This is a genomic window from Pandoraea anapnoica (genome assembly GCF_902459765.1).
Lineage (GTDB): Bacteria > Pseudomonadota > Gammaproteobacteria > Burkholderiales > Burkholderiaceae > Pandoraea > Pandoraea anapnoica.
In genome coordinates this window covers 373,913-390,626 of the sequence record NZ_CABPSP010000003.1, presented here as the reverse complement: position 1 = coordinate 390,626, position 16,714 = coordinate 373,913, and the positions used below count along the sequence as shown (strand labels likewise).

17 protein-coding genes are annotated in these 16,714 nt (G+C 64.0%); 8 read left to right on the top strand and 9 right to left on the bottom strand.

Translation table 11 applies throughout. The features are described 5' to 3' along the window. The first annotated feature begins 72 nt into the window (after nt 1-72). Both kdgD and PAN31117_RS07430 read left to right on the top strand, forming a co-directional pair. Nucleotides 73-984 (top strand): 5-dehydro-4-deoxyglucarate dehydratase, encoded by a 912-nt coding sequence (gene kdgD, locus PAN31117_RS07435; protein WP_150737607.1) that lies wholly within the window; start codon nt 73-75, stop codon nt 982-984. A gap of 10 nt (nt 985-994) precedes the next feature. Continuing rightward, nucleotides 995-2,569, top strand: coding sequence for an aldehyde dehydrogenase (NADP(+)) (locus PAN31117_RS07430; RefSeq protein WP_150737606.1), 1,575 nt, complete (start codon nt 995-997; stop codon nt 2,567-2,569). An 86-nt stretch (nt 2,570-2,655) separates the two neighbouring features. Here PAN31117_RS07430 and PAN31117_RS07425 read toward each other — a convergent pair whose 3' ends face one another. The 3 genes from PAN31117_RS07425 to PAN31117_RS07415 form a co-directional block, all read right to left on the bottom strand. Beyond that, nucleotides 2,656-3,666: an anti-sigma factor family protein gene (locus PAN31117_RS07425; protein WP_150737605.1), complete on the bottom strand. Its 1,011-nt coding sequence runs from the start codon at nt 3,664-3,666 to the stop codon at nt 2,656-2,658. Beyond that, nucleotides 3,666-4,238 (bottom strand): RNA polymerase sigma factor, encoded by a 573-nt coding sequence (locus PAN31117_RS07420; protein WP_150737604.1) that lies wholly within the window; start codon nt 4,236-4,238, stop codon nt 3,666-3,668. Before PAN31117_RS07420 ends, PAN31117_RS07425 begins: the two co-directional genes overlap by 1 nt. 186 nt (nt 4,239-4,424) lie before the next feature. Next, nucleotides 4,425-4,817, bottom strand: a complete 393-nt coding sequence (locus tag PAN31117_RS07415) for a COG4315 family predicted lipoprotein (protein WP_084103996.1) — start codon at nt 4,815-4,817, stop codon at nt 4,425-4,427. A 241-nt stretch (nt 4,818-5,058) separates the two neighbouring features. On the opposite strand from PAN31117_RS07415, the gene PAN31117_RS07410 reads away from it, so the two are divergent. Then, entirely contained in the window at nt 5,059-5,301 is a 243-nt protein-coding gene (locus PAN31117_RS07410) for a hypothetical protein (protein WP_150737603.1), read from the top strand. Here the strand turns inward: PAN31117_RS07410 and PAN31117_RS07405 are convergent. Genes PAN31117_RS07405 through PAN31117_RS07390 form a run of 4 tightly spaced genes read right to left on the bottom strand, consistent with a single transcriptional unit; the run spans nt 5,276 to nt 9,390 of the window. Then, nucleotides 5,276-6,175 carry an ABC transporter permease gene (locus tag PAN31117_RS07405; protein ID WP_150737749.1) on the bottom strand — a complete coding sequence of 300 codons (900 nt, stop codon included), beginning with the start codon at nt 6,173-6,175 and terminating at the stop codon, nt 5,276-5,278. The genes PAN31117_RS07410 and PAN31117_RS07405 overlap by 26 nt on opposite strands. Before the next feature lie 53 nt (nt 6,176-6,228). Continuing rightward, on the bottom strand, nt 6,229-7,113 hold the full coding sequence (locus PAN31117_RS07400; protein WP_150576152.1) for an ABC transporter permease: 885 nt from the start codon (nt 7,111-7,113) through the stop codon (nt 6,229-6,231). After that, a complete protein-coding gene (locus PAN31117_RS07395; protein WP_150737602.1) occupies nt 7,110-8,204 on the bottom strand; it encodes an ABC transporter ATP-binding protein in 1,095 nt (364 codons plus the stop codon). Before PAN31117_RS07395 ends, PAN31117_RS07400 begins: the two co-directional genes overlap by 4 nt. Before the next feature lie 10 nt (nt 8,205-8,214). Further along, complete coding sequence (locus tag PAN31117_RS07390) at nt 8,215-9,390, bottom strand: extracellular solute-binding protein (protein ID WP_150737601.1); 1,176 nt, start codon at nt 9,388-9,390, stop codon at nt 8,215-8,217. Between the two features lie 307 nt (nt 9,391-9,697). Here PAN31117_RS07390 and PAN31117_RS07385 point away from each other — a divergent pair, with 307 nt between their 5' ends. From PAN31117_RS07385 to PAN31117_RS07375, 3 genes are all read left to right on the top strand, one after another. Further along, nucleotides 9,698-10,972: a glucarate dehydratase family protein gene (locus tag PAN31117_RS07385; RefSeq protein WP_150737600.1), complete on the top strand. Its 1,275-nt coding sequence runs from the start codon at nt 9,698-9,700 to the stop codon at nt 10,970-10,972. A gap of 137 nt (nt 10,973-11,109) precedes the next feature. Next, on the top strand, nt 11,110-12,282 hold the full coding sequence (locus PAN31117_RS07380; RefSeq protein ID WP_281349149.1) for a porin: 1,173 nt from the start codon (nt 11,110-11,112) through the stop codon (nt 12,280-12,282). A 254-nt stretch (nt 12,283-12,536) separates the two neighbouring features. After that, entirely contained in the window at nt 12,537-13,283 is a 747-nt protein-coding gene (locus PAN31117_RS07375; protein ID WP_039404139.1) for a FadR/GntR family transcriptional regulator, read from the top strand. A 31-nt stretch (nt 13,284-13,314) separates the two neighbouring features. Here PAN31117_RS07375 and PAN31117_RS07370 read toward each other — a convergent pair whose 3' ends face one another. Then, complete coding sequence (locus PAN31117_RS07370; RefSeq protein ID WP_150737599.1) at nt 13,315-14,007, bottom strand: pyridoxamine 5'-phosphate oxidase family protein; 693 nt, start codon at nt 14,005-14,007, stop codon at nt 13,315-13,317. Between the two features lie 92 nt (nt 14,008-14,099). Between PAN31117_RS07370 and PAN31117_RS07365 the strand changes: the two genes are divergently transcribed. Both PAN31117_RS07365 and PAN31117_RS07360 read left to right on the top strand, forming a co-directional pair. Next, complete coding sequence (locus PAN31117_RS07365) at nt 14,100-14,948, top strand: AraC family transcriptional regulator (protein ID WP_306440183.1); 849 nt, start codon at nt 14,100-14,102, stop codon at nt 14,946-14,948. A 119-nt stretch (nt 14,949-15,067) separates the two neighbouring features. Next, nucleotides 15,068-16,036 carry an alpha/beta hydrolase family protein gene (locus PAN31117_RS07360; RefSeq protein WP_150737598.1) on the top strand — a complete coding sequence of 323 codons (969 nt, stop codon included), beginning with the start codon at nt 15,068-15,070 and terminating at the stop codon, nt 16,034-16,036. A gap of 3 nt (nt 16,037-16,039) precedes the next feature. On the opposite strand, the gene PAN31117_RS27455 is transcribed toward PAN31117_RS07360, so the two are convergent. Further along, the gene (locus PAN31117_RS27455) at nt 16,040-16,714 is read right to left on the bottom strand and encodes a hypothetical protein (protein WP_246188950.1); all 675 of its coding nucleotides are present in this window, start codon (nt 16,712-16,714) and stop codon (nt 16,040-16,042) included.

Genomic DNA, 16,714 nt, shown 5'->3' with positions numbered 1-16,714 from the left:
CAGCGCCGAGCGCTGGTTGAGCGCCTTCTTTATTCATCGAATCCGGCCCATCAGCCGACAGGAACTCTTGAAATGACTGCACCTCAAGAACTCAAGCAAATCGTCTCGGACGGCTTGTTGTCTTTCCCCGTGACCGACTTCGACGCGAACGGCGACTTCAACGCGCGCGGCTACGCCGAGCGTCTGGAGTGGCTCGCGCCGTTCGGTGCGACGGCACTCTTCGCCGCCGGCGGCACGGGCGAATTCTTCTCGCTCACGCCGCAGGATTACAGTGCCGTGATCAAGACGGCCGTCGACACGTGTGCGGGCAAGGTGCCGATTCTCGCGGGCGCGGGCGGGCCGACCCGTCTGGCCATCGAGTACGCAAAGGAAGCCGAGCGCCTGGGCGCGAAGGGCGTGCTGCTCATGCCGCACTATCTGACGGAAGCGAGCCTCGACGGCATCGCAGCGCACGTCGAACAGGTCTGCAAGGCCGTGAGCATCGGCGTGATCGTCTACAACCGCGCGAACTCGAAGCTCGGTGCGGACCAGCTCGAGCGTCTGGCCGAGAACTGCCCGAACCTGATCGGCTTCAAGGACGGCGTGGGCGACATCGAGCGCATGGTGCAGATCCGCCGCCGCATGGGCGATCGCTTCTCGTATCTGGGTGGCCTGCCGACAGCTGAAGTCTATGCCGCGGCCTACCGCGCGTTGGGCGTGCCGGTGTATTCGTCGGCCGTGTTCAATTTCATTCCGAAGACGGCGATGAAGTTCTATCGCGCCGTGTGCAACAACGATCAGGAGACCATCGGCCACCTGCTCGACGTGTTCTTCCTGCCGTACCTGGAGATTCGCAACCGTCGCCCGGGGTATGCCGTGAGCATCGTCAAGGCCGGTGCCAAACTGGTCGGCCGTGACGCCGGTCCGGTGCGCGCCCCCCTGACCGACCTGCTGCCGGACGAACTCGCCGCGCTCGACGCGCTGATCAAAAAGGTCGAAGGCTAAGGGGCCCCGCATGCAGATCACCGGTGAAATGTTAATCGGCCGCGCCGACGTACGCGGCAGTGCGGGAACGCTCGAAGCGTTCGACCCGTCACGCGGCGAGCGCCTGACGCCGTCGTTCGGCGCGGGCACCGTGCAGGACGTCGAGCGTGCGTGCGAACTGGCGCGCGCGGCCTTCGATCCGTTCCGCGCGTTGCCGCTAGAGAAGCGCGCCGGGTTTCTGGAAGCCGTTGCGCAGGCCATTCTCGATCTGGGTGACGCCCTCATCGAACGCGGCCACGCCGAGACCGGCCTGCCCGTCGCCCGACTGCAAGGTGAGCGCGGACGCACCGTCGGTCAGTTGCGGATGTTCGCCCGCGTGGTGCGCGACGGACATTTCCTCGACGCCACCATCGACCCCGCGCAACCGGCACGCGAACCGTTGCCGCGCAGCGACCTGCGTCTGACGAAGATCGGACTCGGCCCCGTGGCGGTGTTCGGCGCAAGCAATTTCCCGTTGGCATTCTCCGTGGCGGGGGGCGATACGGCGTCAGCATTCGCGGCGGGTTGCCCGGTGATCGTGAAGGCGCACTCCGCGCATTTGGGGACGTCGGAACTCGTGGCACGCGCCGTACGCTCGGCTGTGCAGAAGCTCGATCTGCCGGAAGGTGTTTTCTCGCTGCTCGTCGGCGAGCGTGCCGTGGGCGAGGCGCTGGTGGCGCATCCCGCGATCGCAGCCGTCGGCTTCACCGGCTCGCGTAATGGCGGTCTCGCACTGCAACGTATCGCTCAGTCGCGCGCAGTGCCGATTCCGGTGTATGCCGAGATGAGCAGCATCAACCCGGTATACCTGTTGCCCGAAGCGCTGGCCGCACGCGGCGACGCCATCGCAAAGGGCTTCGTCGATTCGCTGACGATGGGCGTCGGTCAGTTCTGCACGAACCCCGGGCTGGTGCTGGGCCTCGCGGGCGACGCGCTCGAACGTTTCTGCCAGACGGCCTCCGATGCGCTGACGACCAAGGCGGCGGGCACCATGCTCACGCCGGGCATTCATCAGGCGTACGACAAGGGTGTCGCGCGTCTGGCCGACGAGCCGAACGTGACGCTCGTCGCGCGCGGTCAGGCGGGTGGCGCATATCAGGGTCAGGCGGCCCTCTTCCGCACGACGGCCGCCGAGTTTCTCGCCACCCCGGCGCTGCACGACGAAATGTTCGGACCTGCGTCGGTCGTGATCGCTTGCAACACCGTCGACGAGATGATCGCCATCACGGAACGCCTGGAAGGTCAGTTGACGGCCACGCTGCAACTCGACGCTGGCGACGCGGCTAACGCACGCCGTCTGCTGCCGAGTCTGGAGCGTCGCGCCGGACGCATTCTCGCCAATGGTTTCCCGACCGGCGTCGAGGTGTGTCACGCGATGGTGCACGGCGGCCCGTTCCCCGCAACGTCGAACGCGATGTTCACGTCGGTTGGCGCATCGGCGATCGATCGTTTCCTGCGTCCCGTCTGCTATCAGGATCTGCCGGATGCGTTGCTGCCCGAAGCCTTGCAGGAGAGCAACCCGCTCGGCCTGTGGCGACTTCGCGATGGCGCGCTCGCGCAAGCGTAATCGCAATCGCTGTCCCGCAATGACAAACGCCCTCGGATTCGAGGGCGTTTGCTTTGGTGCGACGTGCGAATAACGGACGACGGTCGTTATGAAGCCTTATGCGGCGACTGCGGCGAGGACAGGTCCGGCAGCATCAACATGCCGTAAAGCGGCGCGACCGGACCGTCGGCAAGTGCTTTCGCCACGGCCTTGAGATCGGTCGACCCCGGGGCGCCGATGAGCGCGTAGCCGATCTGTCCCTTGCGCCACGTCACCACGCCCATCTTGTCGATCTGCTGTTCCGCCACGCTCTGGTCGGGACGCGTATCACGCACCACACACAGCGCCACGGGATCGCCCGTCGCCGGGAGATACACCATCTGCACCAGCGCACGGTCCTGCCAGCGCAAACGCTGCACGCGCTTGAACGTCAGGCCCTGCGAGCGCAGATCGGGCACGCTGATGTCGAGCTTGTCGTTCTGATGGATCTCGCTGACGGTGCGCTCGGTGTCGCTGTCGTCGACGCGAATCGATGCCACCGTGTCACGCGCATACAACTGCTGATACTCGGCCGCTGCGCGCACCCACGTCCTGCCCTGTGCGGGCGCTGGCGCGACCGACGCGGTCATGAAGCCCCCCGCCCCTGAGCGATTCAGCACGCCCGACATCAACGGCAACGTAATCGCCGTCGCCGCGACACCAGCCGCGAAAGCCGCCGCGAGCCACCACGGGCGCACGCGTCGTCCGGCAGGCGCATCGTTGGCGGCGGGCACGTTGTGCGTCGTGTCGACACGCACGGGCTGCAACGGTAGCGGTGCCGTCGATTGAACGGCGTCGGGCGCGTGAGTGTCCGGTTGAACATCCTGAGTTGGCGGCGAGGCCTGGCGTTGCGCGTGCGTGCGCAGGAGTGCGTCGAGACCGGCGCTCAGGCTCTGCGGCACCGGCGGAATCACTTGTGCCGCGAACGTCTCACGATACGGCAGACGCGAGGCCCGCAACGACGCAACCGCGTCGGCCAGTTCGGGCGACGCGGCAATGGCCGCTTCCACTTCCGCACGCTCCACCGCAGGCAGCGCGTCGTCCACGTAAGCGAGCAGGCGGATATCGTCTTCGTTCATCACGCGTCCTCCTCACGTGCGCCAGCGGCCGCGCCACCACGAAGGGTGCGCTCTACCGTGCGGGGTTGCCCCTCGGGGTTACGAAACTGGTCGCCGATAGTGCGGCGCGCGCGCGACAGACGGCTCATCACCGTGCCGATGGGCACGTCGAGCACTTCTGCCGCTTCCTGATAACTCATACCCTCCACCGCCACGAGCAACAGCACGAGACGCTGCGCTTCGGGCAGACGATCGACCGCGCCGAAGACCTGATGACAACTGGCCAGTTCTTCGGGCGTGGACGCCTGAAAATCGGGAATCGCATCGACGTCGGCTTCGTCCCACGCCAGACTGCCGCGCGAACGAACGCGCCGCGCGCGGATCTCGTTGATCCACGTCGTATGCACGATGCTGAACATCCAGCTCAACGCCGAGGATCCCGGCTGCCACTGGTGCATGCGCTCCAGCGCGTGCACGCAAGCGCGTTGCACAAGATCCTCGGCATCGTGGCGATCGCCCGTAATGCGCAAGGCGAACGCCCAGAGGCGTGGCAGCAAGCCCGGAAGCAAGCTGGGTAAATCCTGACCGGTCATCGGCGAATTTCCTGGCGGAGGGTGCCTGACGGCCACCCAGTCCGAAGCATCGCCAGCGAGTACCGCTGGCACCTGCCGCGAAATTATACTGAGCCGCCGCGACTTTGCATGCGCGTTCCCAGCCCGCCGATATGCCAACACGCTCGCTCCCCGTCGGAATGCCGCCAGAATGCCGTCAGCGCCCGCTCAGGGCTTGACAACGTGCCACACGTCCTTGAAGCCGTCGCCCTTCTTGTCGCCTGCGGCCGCATCCTTCGCGAACAGGTACAGCGGCTTGCCCTTGTAGGCCCACTGCTTCATACCGTCGTCACGCGTGACGATGGAATAGTTACCTTCGGCCTTCGCACCGCCATCGGCCATGACCGGCGGCCAGGCCGTCGCACATCCGCCGTTGCAAGCGCTCTTGCCGCTGCCTGCCACATCGTTGTCAAACGTATAGACGGTGCGGTTCTGTGCGTCGACGAGCATGCCGTCGGCGGTCTTGAGCGGGACTTCCGCGTGGGCCGCGGCAGCAGCGAACAGACCGGCGGCAGCCACGAGGCTGGTGAGAACAGCGGACATCGATTGACGTTGGTTCATGACTTTGGCTCCTGAGTGAAATGTCGTTGTCGACACTCTCTGAACGCTTCGCGCCGACCCCTTATTCCACACCTTTCTTAAGATATTTTTTGCTGCGACGCAGCACACCGTATGGCGCACGCCGTGCCTGACGCCGTACGGGGTCCGCCCAGCGCAACGCAACGCAACGCATGCTCAAGCGCGTCGCCTCAACGGACCGTTGACCTCTATCGATGCGGATCAGACGGAATAATCGCCGTCCGTGCGATGGACGAAATCAGAACTCGAAGAAGTAAATCGCGCGATTGCGCTGATGGATCAGGTGACGTCGCACAACGCGGCGCTGGTGGAGGATGCGGGCAAGGCCGCGAAGATGTTGGAGCAACAGGCGCAGTTGCTCGCGCTGTCGGTCGGCCGCTTCCAGCTGGAAGCGGCCTATGCTAACGGTAGCGACAGTGAGAACGACGCCTACCCCGCACTCACTCGCCCTTCGGCGCTTCCTTGACGCGGCTGACCAACTGCGTCGGACTCACGAATTGCAGCGCGATGAGCACCCACAACAGCGTGATGGCCATGTAGATCATCGCCATCGCGTCGATAGACTGTGGGGCTCTCACACCGGTAGAGAACACCGCGTAGTAGAGCGCAACGACCAATGTCTGCGTGTCCGGACCGGCGGTGAAGAACGTCAGCTCGAACATGCCGATGGTGCGCACGAGCACGAGCAGACCCGCCGCCAGAATGCCCGGCACCAGCAGCGGCAGCAACACGTAACGGAAGTACTTCAGCGTGTTCGCACCGAAGATGCGCGCCGCAGCTTCGAGGTTCGGATCGATCTGCTCGATGAACGGCGTCATCACCAGAATCACGAACGGCAGCGACGGCACGAGATTCGCGAGAATCACGCCCGTGAGCGTGCCGCCCAGTCCGACCTTGTAGAGCACGGTCGCCATCGGAATGCCGTACGTCACCGGCGGCACCATCAGCGGCAACAGAAACACCAGCATCGCGAGCTTCTTGCCGGGGAACTGCGCCCGGGCCAACGCATACGCCGCAGGCACGCCCAGCGCAATCGACAACAGCACGACCGCGCCCACGACCTCCACCGTCACCCACAGCACATCGGCGAGTTGAAAGTCGCGCCAGGCCTGCGCGTACCAATGCAACGTAAAACCTTCGGGCAACGGTGTGCCGAACCAGCGCGTGGCGAACGAATTCATCGTGACGGTGGCGATCATCAGCGCCACATTCACGAGGAAGAAGATCATCGTGCCCCAGACCAGCACGCGCCACAGACGCGAGCCCGGCCCTTCACGGCGCATCTTGCGCCGGGCAATGGGTGCGGCTGCCGACTGGCTGACGGGCGCCTGCGTTGTCATGAAATCTCCGTTCTGCGCGGCCAGCGTACCGGCCGGATTCTTGTCTGCAACACTCATCCCTTGCCTCCCGTGGTCGGACCGCTATAGAACGCCCGGCGCGCGCCGAGCATGCCCGCCACGATCAGCAACTGCACGAACCCCATCACAATCGCCACGCACGAGGCGAGCGAGTAGTCATAGCTCTCGAACGCGGCTTCGTATGCGGCAATCGACACCACGCGCGTCGCCCCTGCGGGCACGCCGAGCAGCACCGCCGACGGGAACACAGAGAACGCCTGCACGAACGACAGACACGCCGCCATCGTCAGGCCCGGCACCAGCAGCGGCAGATAGATCAGACGGAATTGCTGCCACGGCCCGGCACCCAGCGTACCTGCCGCGCGAGCGAGTGTCGGGTCGATGCCGGTGACGTACGACAGAATCAGCAGGAACGCGAACGGGAAGCCCGAGATCACCAGCGAGATCAGCACACCCCAGTAGTTGTGTGTGAGACGCACTTCGTCGTGATACAGCCCCAACGCATGCAGCGCCTGCGGGAACCAGCCGTTCGGCCCGTAGTAGGTCAGCATGCCGTCGGCGATCAGTACGGTGCCGAGCGTCACGGGGACGACCAGTAGCATCGTCACGAACTTCGACGCCCGCGTGCTTTTGCGCAACGCGAACGCCGCCGGGATCGACGCCCCCACGTTGATCAGCGTGGCGGGCACGGCGAGCTTGAGCGTGATAAGCACCGTCGGCCACAGTGTCGGCTCGGTGAAGAACTTCAGATAGTTCGCGAAAACGCCGCCGCCCTCCATCGGCTGAAACGACAGGAAAAGACCGTACGCGAACGGATAGACGAACATCGCGATCAGGCACACGAGCGCGGGCGCGACGAGCCAGCCGCGCCCGTCGGCACGCGCTGCCGGTGTCATCGACACGGAAGCGGCGGCACTCATGCGCGATCCCCTGCGTAGACGAGCGTGCGGTCGGCCGGTACCCGCAGCGGCACGCGCTCGCCGACGGCGTAATCGCCCGGCAAACGCGCGTACAACTGACCGAACGGCGACGCCACGCGCAGCAGCGAATCGCGACCGCCGTACTCCACCGTTTCGACCACCACTTCGAAGGCGTTGTCGTTGGCGGCCGGTGCGCGTTCGAAATCGTCGGGACGAATCGCCACGGAAACTTTGCCCTCGACCTTGCCACCGCTGGCCGGCGGCTCCATGAGCACGCCGTCGAACGACGCGCCGCCACACGACACGCGGGCATGCTCGCCCTGTGCCGACGTGATCGACACGTCGAGCACATTGCGATAGCCCATGAAGCGCGCCACGTGCAGATTGCGCGGACGGCCATACACGTCGCGCGGTGCACCGATCTGCTGCACCACGCCCTCTTTCATCACGACGATGCGGTCGGCCATCGAGAGCGCTTCGTCCTGATCGTGCGTGACGTAAATCGTCGCGCGATCGAGCTTGCCGTGAATGCGACGGATTTCGGCGCGCATCTCGATGCGCAGCTTCGCGTCGAGGTTCGACAGCGGTTCGTCCATGAGCACAACCGGCGGCTCGATCACGATGGCACGAGCAATCGCGACACGTTGCTGCTGACCGCCCGACAACTGCCCCGGCAACTTGCGCTCGTGCCCGACGAGTTGCACGAGCTGCAAGGCTTCGCGGGCGCGCTTCTCGATCTCGGCGCGCGGCACGCCGCGCATCCGAAGACCGAAGCCCACGTTATCGAGCACGCTCATGTGCGGGAACAGCGCGTAGTTCTGGAACACCATGCCGAAGCCTCGCTTCTCGCTGGGCAGCACGTCGATGCGCTCGTCGTCGAGCCAGATCGCGCCGCCCGTGAGCGGCGTGAGTCCGGCAATGCAGTTGAGCGCCGTCGACTTGCCGCAGCCCGAAGGCCCCAGCAGCGCGATGAACTCCCCACGCTCGATGGTCAGATCGAGGCCGTTCAACGCGGCCACCGACTGCCCCTCTGCGTTGGTGAAGCTGCGCGCCACGTGGTCGAGGCGCAGTTGCTGAAAGTTGTGCTTCATGACGCAACCCTTATTTCGATTTCAGCGAACCGATTTCGGCATCCCACTTCTGGAATGCAGCCACCATCGCCGTCGCATCGAGCGGCACGGCGTGCGGGAAATCGGCGATGAGCTTCGCGTATTCCGGACGGCCGTACTTCGCGATCGTTTCCTGGCTCTTCGCCGGGGCGGCGGACAGCGGTACGTCCTTCACCGCCGGGCCCGGATAGAAGTAGCCGTCGTCATACGTGAGCGCCTGCTGGGCAGGTTCGAGCATGAAGTTGATCAGCTTGAAGATCACCTCCATCTTCTCTTTCGCCACACCCTTGGGCACGACCATGTAATGCGCGTCGTTGACCCACGTGAACTTGTCGAACGACTGAATCTTGAACGTCGCGGGCACGATACCCAACGCACGCGGATTGATGTCCCAGCCGGTGACGGTGAGCGTCATGTCGCGGCTGCCTTCGCCCAGTTCCTTCATCACCGCCGACGTGCCACCCGGGTAGTACGGAATGCACGAATCGAGTTCCTTGAGGAACGCCCACGTCTTGTCCCACCCCTTGATCGGGTCGTGCGGATCTTTGTCGCCGAGCAGATACGGCAAGCCCATCAGGAACGTGCGGCCCGGGCCGGAATTGGCCGGACGCGCGTAAATCAACTTGCCCGGATTCGCCTTGCACCAAGAGAGCAGTTCGGCGGGCGTCTTGGGCGGGTTCGTCACCTTGGCCGGGTTGTATTCGACGAGCGGGCCCGCTGGCATAAACGTGACCGCCAGGCCGTAGCCCTTCGACAACTCCTGCATCGCGCGCACGTTGGGTGCGTACTTGTCGAGCACGCCCGGCAGCTTCGCGCTGTAGTCGGGCAGCAGACGTTGCCAGAGGTTTTGCTGGATACCGGCAGCCAGCGCGTCGGTGCCCGTCAGCACGATATCGATATCCGAGCGGCCGGCGGCCTGCATGGCCTTGATCTTGCCCGGCAGTTGCGGCGCGGGCGCATTGGTGAAGGTGATCTTGGAGACGAGATCAGGGTACTTGTCGCGGAAAGCCTCGAAGCCCTTTTGCGTGAGCGCGAGATTGCCGGCCACGTCGACGATGTTCAGCGCAACCGGTGCAGCGGTTGCCGTGCTTGCGAAGCTTCCCAGTACTGCGGCACATGCCACGGCACCGAGCGTACGTTGCCAGAATCCCCTACGGCTGAAGCTCATGCTGTCTCCTTTGGTTAAATTTCTCGTAAGTCATCATATGACTGAGATTTCCAATTTGCAATTGGGAGACATGCCAAAACACCCCAGAGGTTTCCCTTATAAATCGAGAAAACCTTGTTTATACAGGCTTTAACCCCCGATTTCATCGGGATGCCGAGCATTTTGTCAGGGATTTCACCGATAGAGACACGGCCAGTACGTCACCTAAATTACGGCCAGTCATACGATGACGTAAAAGTTACACAAACCGCGAAATAGACGTCGCCACCGACACCCCGTTCCTGGTGGAGACCAAGGAAAAGTTGCCGTGAAAATTCAGCGCATCACGATCACCCCGATTGCCTTTCGCGACCCGCCGCTACTCAATGCTGCGGGAATTCACGAACCGTATGCCCTGCGCTCGATCATCCAAATCGAGACGGATAACGGGCATGTCGGACTGGGCGAAACCTATGGCGATGCGCCGGTACTCGCCCTTCTCGAAAACGCACGTCCGCTGCTGATCGGCATGGATCCGTTCGACACGAACGGGCTGCGTGAGCGGGTCGCCTCTGTCGTGCGTCAGGGCGTTCGTGGCGAGCGCGTGGAGTACGAACTCGCGCCGGGCACCGACCCGCGCAAGGACGCCGAAAAGCTTTACTCCGCGTTCGAAGTCCCGTTTCTGGATTTGCAGGCGCGGCATCTGGGGATACCGCTCGTCGAACTGCTCGGCGGTGCGGTGCGCCAGGAAGTGCAGTACAGCGCGTATCTGTTCTTCAAGTACGCGCAGCACATCGATTCGCCGTACGCGCCGGATAGCTGGGGCGAGACGTTGAACGCCGAGCAGCTCATAGCTCAAGCGCGCTTCATGATCGACACGTACGGCTTCGGCAGCATCAAGCTCAAGGCCGGGGTACTGGAACCGGCCGAAGAAGTGAAATGCCTGAAGGCCCTCAAGCGCGCATTCCCCGACAAGCCGCTGCGCATCGATCCGAACGGCAACTGGTCGCTCCCGACGGCAATCGCGATGGGACGCGAACTGGCCGGCGACCTTGAATATTACGAAGACCCCACGCCCACGCTCGAAGGCATGGCGGAGCTGCATCGTGCGACGGGCATGCCGCTCGCCACGAACATGGTCGTCACCGATCTGCGGCAGTTCCGCGAGAACGTGCGCCTGAACGGCGCGCAGATCATCCTCTCCGATCACCACTACTGGGGCGGACTGCGCGACACGCAGTTGCTCGCGCGCATGTGCGAGACGTTCGACATCGGTTTGTCGATGCACTCGAACTCGCACCTCGGCATCAGCCTGATGGCGATGACGCATCTGGCGGCGAGCGTGCCACGTCTGTCCTACGCCTGCGACACGCACTACCCCTGGCAGGAAGCCGACGAGGAAGTCGTGCACGGCGGCAAGATCGCGATTCGCAACGGCGCGGTCGCCGTCACCAAAGCCCCCGGACTCGGACTCGAAATCGATCAGGACCAACTGGCCAAGCTCCACGAACAATACCTGCGCTGCGGCCTGCGCACGCGCAACGACGCGGTGCAGATGCGCAAATACCGGCCCGACTGGAGCGGCAAGGCACCGCGTTTTTGAGCGCACTTTTGAGCGTTCGATCAGGCCCGCCCCCCCCCTCAGACAGAACACCACGGCAGCACCACAAAAGCAGCACCCGCTTCACACAAAAACGAAGTACGCGAAGTCCAAGAAAACACATCACAAGAGGAGAAGTCGTGAGACATTCGAAACTGTTTGCCGGGCTCGTATTGGCCGGTCTCGCCGCCGGTGCAATGCCGACGTATGCACAGTCGAACGTGACGCTGTACGGGATCGTCGACGATGCGCTGACCTACAGCAGCAACCAGAACGGCAAGTCGAACACCTATCTGCGCAACGGCAACCTCGCGGGCAGCCGCTGGGGCCTGCGCGGCACGGAAGATCTGGGCGGGGGCACCAGCGCACTCTTCCAGTTGGAAAACGGCTTTGACGTGAATAGCGGCGCATTCAGTTCGTCGGGCGTGATGTTCAACCGTCAGGCGTTCGTCGGCGTGAAGAACGCACAGGCGGGCACGGTCACCATCGGCCGTCAGTACTCGCCGTACTACCTGATGGTCGGCACGATCGGTCCCGTCGCGTATGTCACGGGCGCGACCGGCGCGCACCCCGGCGATATCGACGGCCTGGACACGACTATCCGCATCAACAACTCGGTGACGTACACGTCACCGGTGCTGTGGGGCGTGACGGCCAGCGTTCAGTACGGCTTCGGCGGTCAGGCCGGTGCGATGGGTAAGGGCAACACGTTCTCCGGTGCGTTGCGTTACGACGGCGGTCCGTTGTCGTTGGCGGCGGGCTACTTGCGTCTGAACAACATCGGCGGTGGCACGACCTGGAACGGCTCGTCTACCGGGGTGCCGGGGACGTCGGCCGTCAATCAGGGCTATGTCACCGCCGACTCGCTGCAACACATTGCGGTGGCCGGTATCTACACGCTCGGCAGCGTGACGCTGGGTGCGAGCTACAGCAACGTGCAGTACAAGCCGGGCGCAGCGTCGCTCTTCCACGACAGCGCGATCTTCAACACGGCGGGTGTGCACGCGTCGTGGATCGTGTCGCCGCAGTGGCGTCTGGCGGCGGCGTACAGCTACACGGCCGCGTCGAAGGCCAACGGCATCACCGACGCCGCGACTTATCATCAAGTGTCGCTCGCGCAGGTGTACTCGCTCTCGAAGCGCACATCGCTGTATGCGCTCGAAGCGTGGCAACACGCCAACGGCAAGTCGATCTCGGCGAACGGCGTGAGCATCATCAACGCCGGTCCGGTGGTCGGCGACTCGCAGAACAGCACGCCGTCGGCGACGAGTTCGCAGTTCGTCGGCATGCTCGGGATTCGCGTCGATTTCTGATGCCCGTCCCTAAGGGGTAACGCCGTCCGGACCGACGCTGTGCGCGTGCCGGTCTGGATGGCAGCAGGTGCGGAGAGTGGTCGCGAGAAGTCGCACAAAGCAGTCTTTTCGGCCGCCAGTGCCCGGTAGCGTCTGGGCTGTGGCGTTGGCGGTCGATTCTTATCGGTTGTCGTATGTATGCGACGGTCGATAAGGTAAACTGGGGGCGTTTTTGCCATTTATCGTCACCCACAATTTCAACCGACGCCATGTCCATGACCAGCCCGTTGCCCGCACGTCCTCGCCGCAAGTCTCGCAGCCTCACGGAGGAGGTGGTGAGCGCCTTGTCCGAGCAGATTCGTGCAGGCACGTTCCGTCCGGGCGACAAGCTGCCGACCGAGTCGGCCATCATGGAAAGTCTGGGCGTGAGCCGCACGGTGGTACGCGAAGCGATTTCGCGGTTGCAGGCGGCACAACTGGTGGAAACGCGTCACGGCATCGGCACCTTCGTGCTCGAAGCGCCGCGTGAAAACGCGTTGCAAGTCGACACGAACAGCATTCTGACGATGCTCGACGTGATGGCGATTCTGGAGCTGCGCATCTCGCTCGAAACGGAAGCGGCAGGTCTGGCGGCGAACCGTCGCACGGACGCGCAACTCAAGGCGATGCGTCAGGCGCTGGACGACTTCGAGATGCACGTGCGTCAGCGCACCGGCAACGCCGTGACAGCCGATGTCGCCTTCCACCTGCAAGTAGCGAGCGCGACCGGCAACCGCTATTTCCACGACATCCTCGAACAACTCGGCAACACGATCATTCCGCGTACGCGCGTGAACTCGGCAGCGCTGGCCGACGACGATCAGGTGTCGTATCTCAATCGCGTGAATCGCGAACACGAAGACATCTACAACGCGATTTCACGTCGCGACCCGGAGGCCGCACGCGCCGCCATGCGCACGCACCTCACGAATAGCCGCGAGCGTCTGCGCCGCGCGCAAGAGTCGGCCGGTACGCAAAACTGAGCGCTCCCGCGCAGGACCGGCTCGCCGGTCGTCAATAAAGGTCGCCGCGCACCGCGCGGTAGTACCCCGCATCGATCTCGCTGGCGCGGGCAGGGTCCATCCCTGTGAGCGCCGCCTTCATATCTCCCATCGACGGTACGGCCTTGCGGTCGAGTTGCGACTCGGCACGCCAGAGCTTCGCGCGATTGATCGCCTTGCCGCAGTGAAACAGCACTTCGTCGATGCTCACGACGATCGCCGTCTTCGGCGTGCGCTCACCTTCCTTCAAATGTTCCAGCAGCGCAGGGTCGACGGTAATGCGCGCATGACCGTTGATACGCATGAAGACTTCCAGCCCCGGGAACAGGAACAACATGCCGATGCGGTCGTCTTCGGTCAGATTACGCAGCGAGGCGATACGGTTGTTGCCGGGCCAGTCCGCGAACACGACCGTCTTCTCGTCGAGCACTTTGACGAAGCCCGGTGCGCCGCCGCGCGGTGAAGCGTCGAGACCTTGCGCATTGCCGGTGGCCACGCAGAAGAACGTCGCGACATCGAGGTAAGCCGTATGGAACGGCAACAGGCGCGACATCACGCCTTTGACGATCCCCTCGGATGGCGGATCGTACAGGGCATCGAGATCGACGTGAGCGGAATCGGCGGACGTAGCTGACGTAGCGGACGTTGTGGATGCCGACGACTGCGCGGCGTCACGCGAACCGGCGGGATAGATTGACAGCGACATGGCGGTGCTCCTTCAAAAACATGTGCCGAGCATATCGCGACACCAGATGGCGCTGATAGACTATCCAAGCCATTCAATAGCGAAATGACGCCATGGAATTACCCGACCACCTGAAGCCGAAGATGGCACGCGTGCAGATCATGGACGCGCAGGACCCGCCGCTGATTGCGCTCGTCGGTCGGGAAAGCGTGCCGCGCGTCTCGCAGACGCACCAACACGCATCCGGACAGTTGCTCGGGCTGTTCAGCGGCCTGATCTCGGTTCGCACCAATCTCGGCACATGGGTCGTGCCGACGTCGCGTGCTGTCTGGGTGCCTCCGCACTGCCCGCATGCTGCTTTCTCGCATGGGCCGTTCAATGGCTGGGCGGTGTATGTGCGTCCGGATCAATGCGCCGGGTTGCCGGATCAGCCGCGAGCGATCGAGGTGTCCGGACTTCTGCGCGAGGCGGTGGCGCGTGCCGCACAGTGGGCGCTGGGCGAGCCGGACCGGGCGCAATTGAGCATCATGCACGTGATTCTGGACGAGATCGCCGTCAGCCCCGCCGACGCCTTCCGTCTGCCCATGCCGAACCACCCTCGCCTGCGACGCATCGCCACCGCCCTCATCGACGATCCGGCCAACGACCGCTCGCTCGACGCGTGGGCCGACTGGGCCAGCACATCGACGCGCACGGTGAGTCGGCGCTTCGTCGAGGAAACGGGGCTGACGTTCACGGCGTGGCGTCAGCGCGCGCGTCTGTTGCGCGGGCTGGAACTGCTCGCTGCCGGACAACCGGTCGGGGCCGTCGCGCTGGACCTGGGGTACGACAACGCCAGCGCCTTCATCGCGGTGTTCAGACGCACCTTCCACACCACACCCGGGCGCTACTTTGCGACCGATTCGACGGAGATCGTCGACGTGGCGCATGCCGACGGCGACGGCATAGAAACCGACGACTGACGTTGCCGATATAGGCGGCATCCTCAGCCGTTCGAATGAGTGTCGCTGTCACACAGTGCGAAGTACGATAGCGTCGGCTTGCAAGTCCAACTGGCTCATCCCTCACGATCGTCCCTCATATGACACGCTTCGCCGCATGCGCGCTCAAGCGCGCCGGTTCGCTTTGCGCCACCGCGCTCACTGCACTCCTCGTTTCGATACCGACGTCGTTCGCGGCGACGGACGACACCTCGGCAACGCCTGCGAGCGCCGCACCGTCGCAGACGGACGTCAAGCCCGAAATCAAGCCCGAAATCGTCGGCATCGTCGTGCCCGGGGCGAGTACCTTCGGCGGTGACATCGCGATGCACACGGAAGTCTACAAACCGGCGGGCAACGGCCCGTTCCCCGTGCTGATCTTCGAGCACGGACGTGCGGGGGATCCGCTCGTTCGCGCGAAACTCGATGCCCCGATTCTCAAGGGTCACGTGCGGTTCTGGCTGGCGCGAGGGTTCGCCATCGTCGCGCCGATTCGCGTCGGGTACGGTCTGACGGGCGGGCCGGATCGGGAGAACTCCGGTTCGTCGTTCAAGAACGGGCAATGCGTGCGGCGTCCCGACTTCGAGAAGCTCGCGAAGGTCACAGCCGAAGCCAACCTCGCGGCGTTGAAGTGGGTACAGACGCAACCCTGGGCGGACAAGAATCGTGTGGTGCTGGAGGGGCGCTCGGTCGGCGGCTTCACGACCGTCTCCACGGCGGCCACGAATCCGCCGGGCGTCGTCGGTTACATCAACTTCTCCGGCGGCGCAGGCGGGTCGCCCGAGTTGTCGCCGCAACACAGCTGCGATCCCGAGCAGATGAAGACGGTCTACGGCGAATTCGGAAAGACGACGAAAATCCCGGGACTCTGGCTGTACGCGCACAATGACCAGTACTGGGGACCGGACGCACCGAAACAGTGGTTCGACGCCTTCGCTGCGTCGGGCAGTCCGGCGAAGTTCGTCCACACGGAGGATGTCGCTGGGCACGACGGTCACATGCTGCTCACCTACGGCGGCAAGATGTGGTCGGGTCCCGTGAACGAATTTCTTAAGCAGATCGGGTTCTGACCATCAGTCGCTGCGAAGCTCCTTCACGGTGCGCCCTAGTTTGCGTCTGAGCAGGCTGCGCAGGCTGGAGGCATCCGCATAGCCGACCTCCGTCGCAGCGGTGTCGAGATTGCAACCGTGCGACGCGAGCTCGGGGCTGGCCTGCCGCACGAACCACAGCGCGAGGTCGAGGTGCCCCATCGCCGCACCGGCCATCACCAGCCCGTTCGACTCCACGACCATTCGCGAATCGCTCAGTTTCACCGTCGGATATCGCTCACGAAACAGTGGCGCAAGCGACCATGGGGTCGTCGCCTCCTCCCCGTCGAGCAAGCCGCTGTCGGCCACCACGAATGTGCCGATACAGGCCTCCGCGATGCCGACGCCTTGCTCGCGCCACGTGCGCAGATACGACTTGGCCGGTGTCGAATGCGCCGTCCAGTGCAAAATTCGATGGCGGGCGAGCGCATGCGTCTGGACGGTTATGTGGAAATCAGCGCGGTCTGTGTGGATGAGCGTCATCGCGGCAAGTGGCTCGCGGGGCGCCTGACGAACGCCGCAAAGCGGCAATACGGCATCGGTATGCTTGCATCCGTAATCCAGATTGAACGCGTAATCGAAGTCAGCAGGATTATCGCCCTGCGTGGGTTGCAGCATGGTTTCGAGTTTATCCAGCGCTTTGACGACGCGTGCGGCCAC

What these genes read in the sequence shown, in the direction of transcription:
- kdgD (WP_150737607.1), top strand. Translation starts at nt 73, where the DNA reads ATGACTGCACCTCAAGAACTCAAGCAAATCGTCTCGGACGGCTTGTTG.
- PAN31117_RS07430 (WP_150737606.1), top strand. Translation starts at nt 995, where the DNA reads ATGCAGATCACCGGTGAAATGTTAATCGGCCGCGCCGACGTACGCGGC.
- PAN31117_RS07425 (WP_150737605.1), bottom strand. Translation starts at nt 3,666, where the DNA reads ATGAACGAAGACGATATCCGCCTGCTCGCTTACGTGGACGACGCGCTG.
- PAN31117_RS07420 (WP_150737604.1), bottom strand. Translation starts at nt 4,238, where the DNA reads ATGACCGGTCAGGATTTACCCAGCTTGCTTCCGGGCTTGCTGCCACGC.
- PAN31117_RS07415 (WP_084103996.1), bottom strand. Translation starts at nt 4,817, where the DNA reads ATGAACCAACGTCAATCGATGTCCGCTGTTCTCACCAGCCTCGTGGCT.
- PAN31117_RS07405 (WP_150737749.1), bottom strand. Translation starts at nt 6,175, where the DNA reads ATGACAACGCAGGCGCCCGTCAGCCAGTCGGCAGCCGCACCCATTGCC.
- PAN31117_RS07400 (WP_150576152.1), bottom strand. Translation starts at nt 7,113, where the DNA reads ATGAGTGCCGCCGCTTCCGTGTCGATGACACCGGCAGCGCGTGCCGAC.
- PAN31117_RS07395 (WP_150737602.1), bottom strand. Translation starts at nt 8,204, where the DNA reads ATGAAGCACAACTTTCAGCAACTGCGCCTCGACCACGTGGCGCGCAGC.
- PAN31117_RS07390 (WP_150737601.1), bottom strand. Translation starts at nt 9,390, where the DNA reads ATGAGCTTCAGCCGTAGGGGATTCTGGCAACGTACGCTCGGTGCCGTG.
- PAN31117_RS07375 (WP_039404139.1), top strand. Translation starts at nt 12,537, where the DNA reads ATGACCAGCCCGTTGCCCGCACGTCCTCGCCGCAAGTCTCGCAGCCTC.
- PAN31117_RS07370 (WP_150737599.1), bottom strand. Translation starts at nt 14,007, where the DNA reads ATGTCGCTGTCAATCTATCCCGCCGGTTCGCGTGACGCCGCGCAGTCG.
- PAN31117_RS07365 (WP_306440183.1), top strand. Translation starts at nt 14,100, where the DNA reads ATGGAATTACCCGACCACCTGAAGCCGAAGATGGCACGCGTGCAGATC.
- PAN31117_RS07360 (WP_150737598.1), top strand. Translation starts at nt 15,068, where the DNA reads ATGACACGCTTCGCCGCATGCGCGCTCAAGCGCGCCGGTTCGCTTTGC.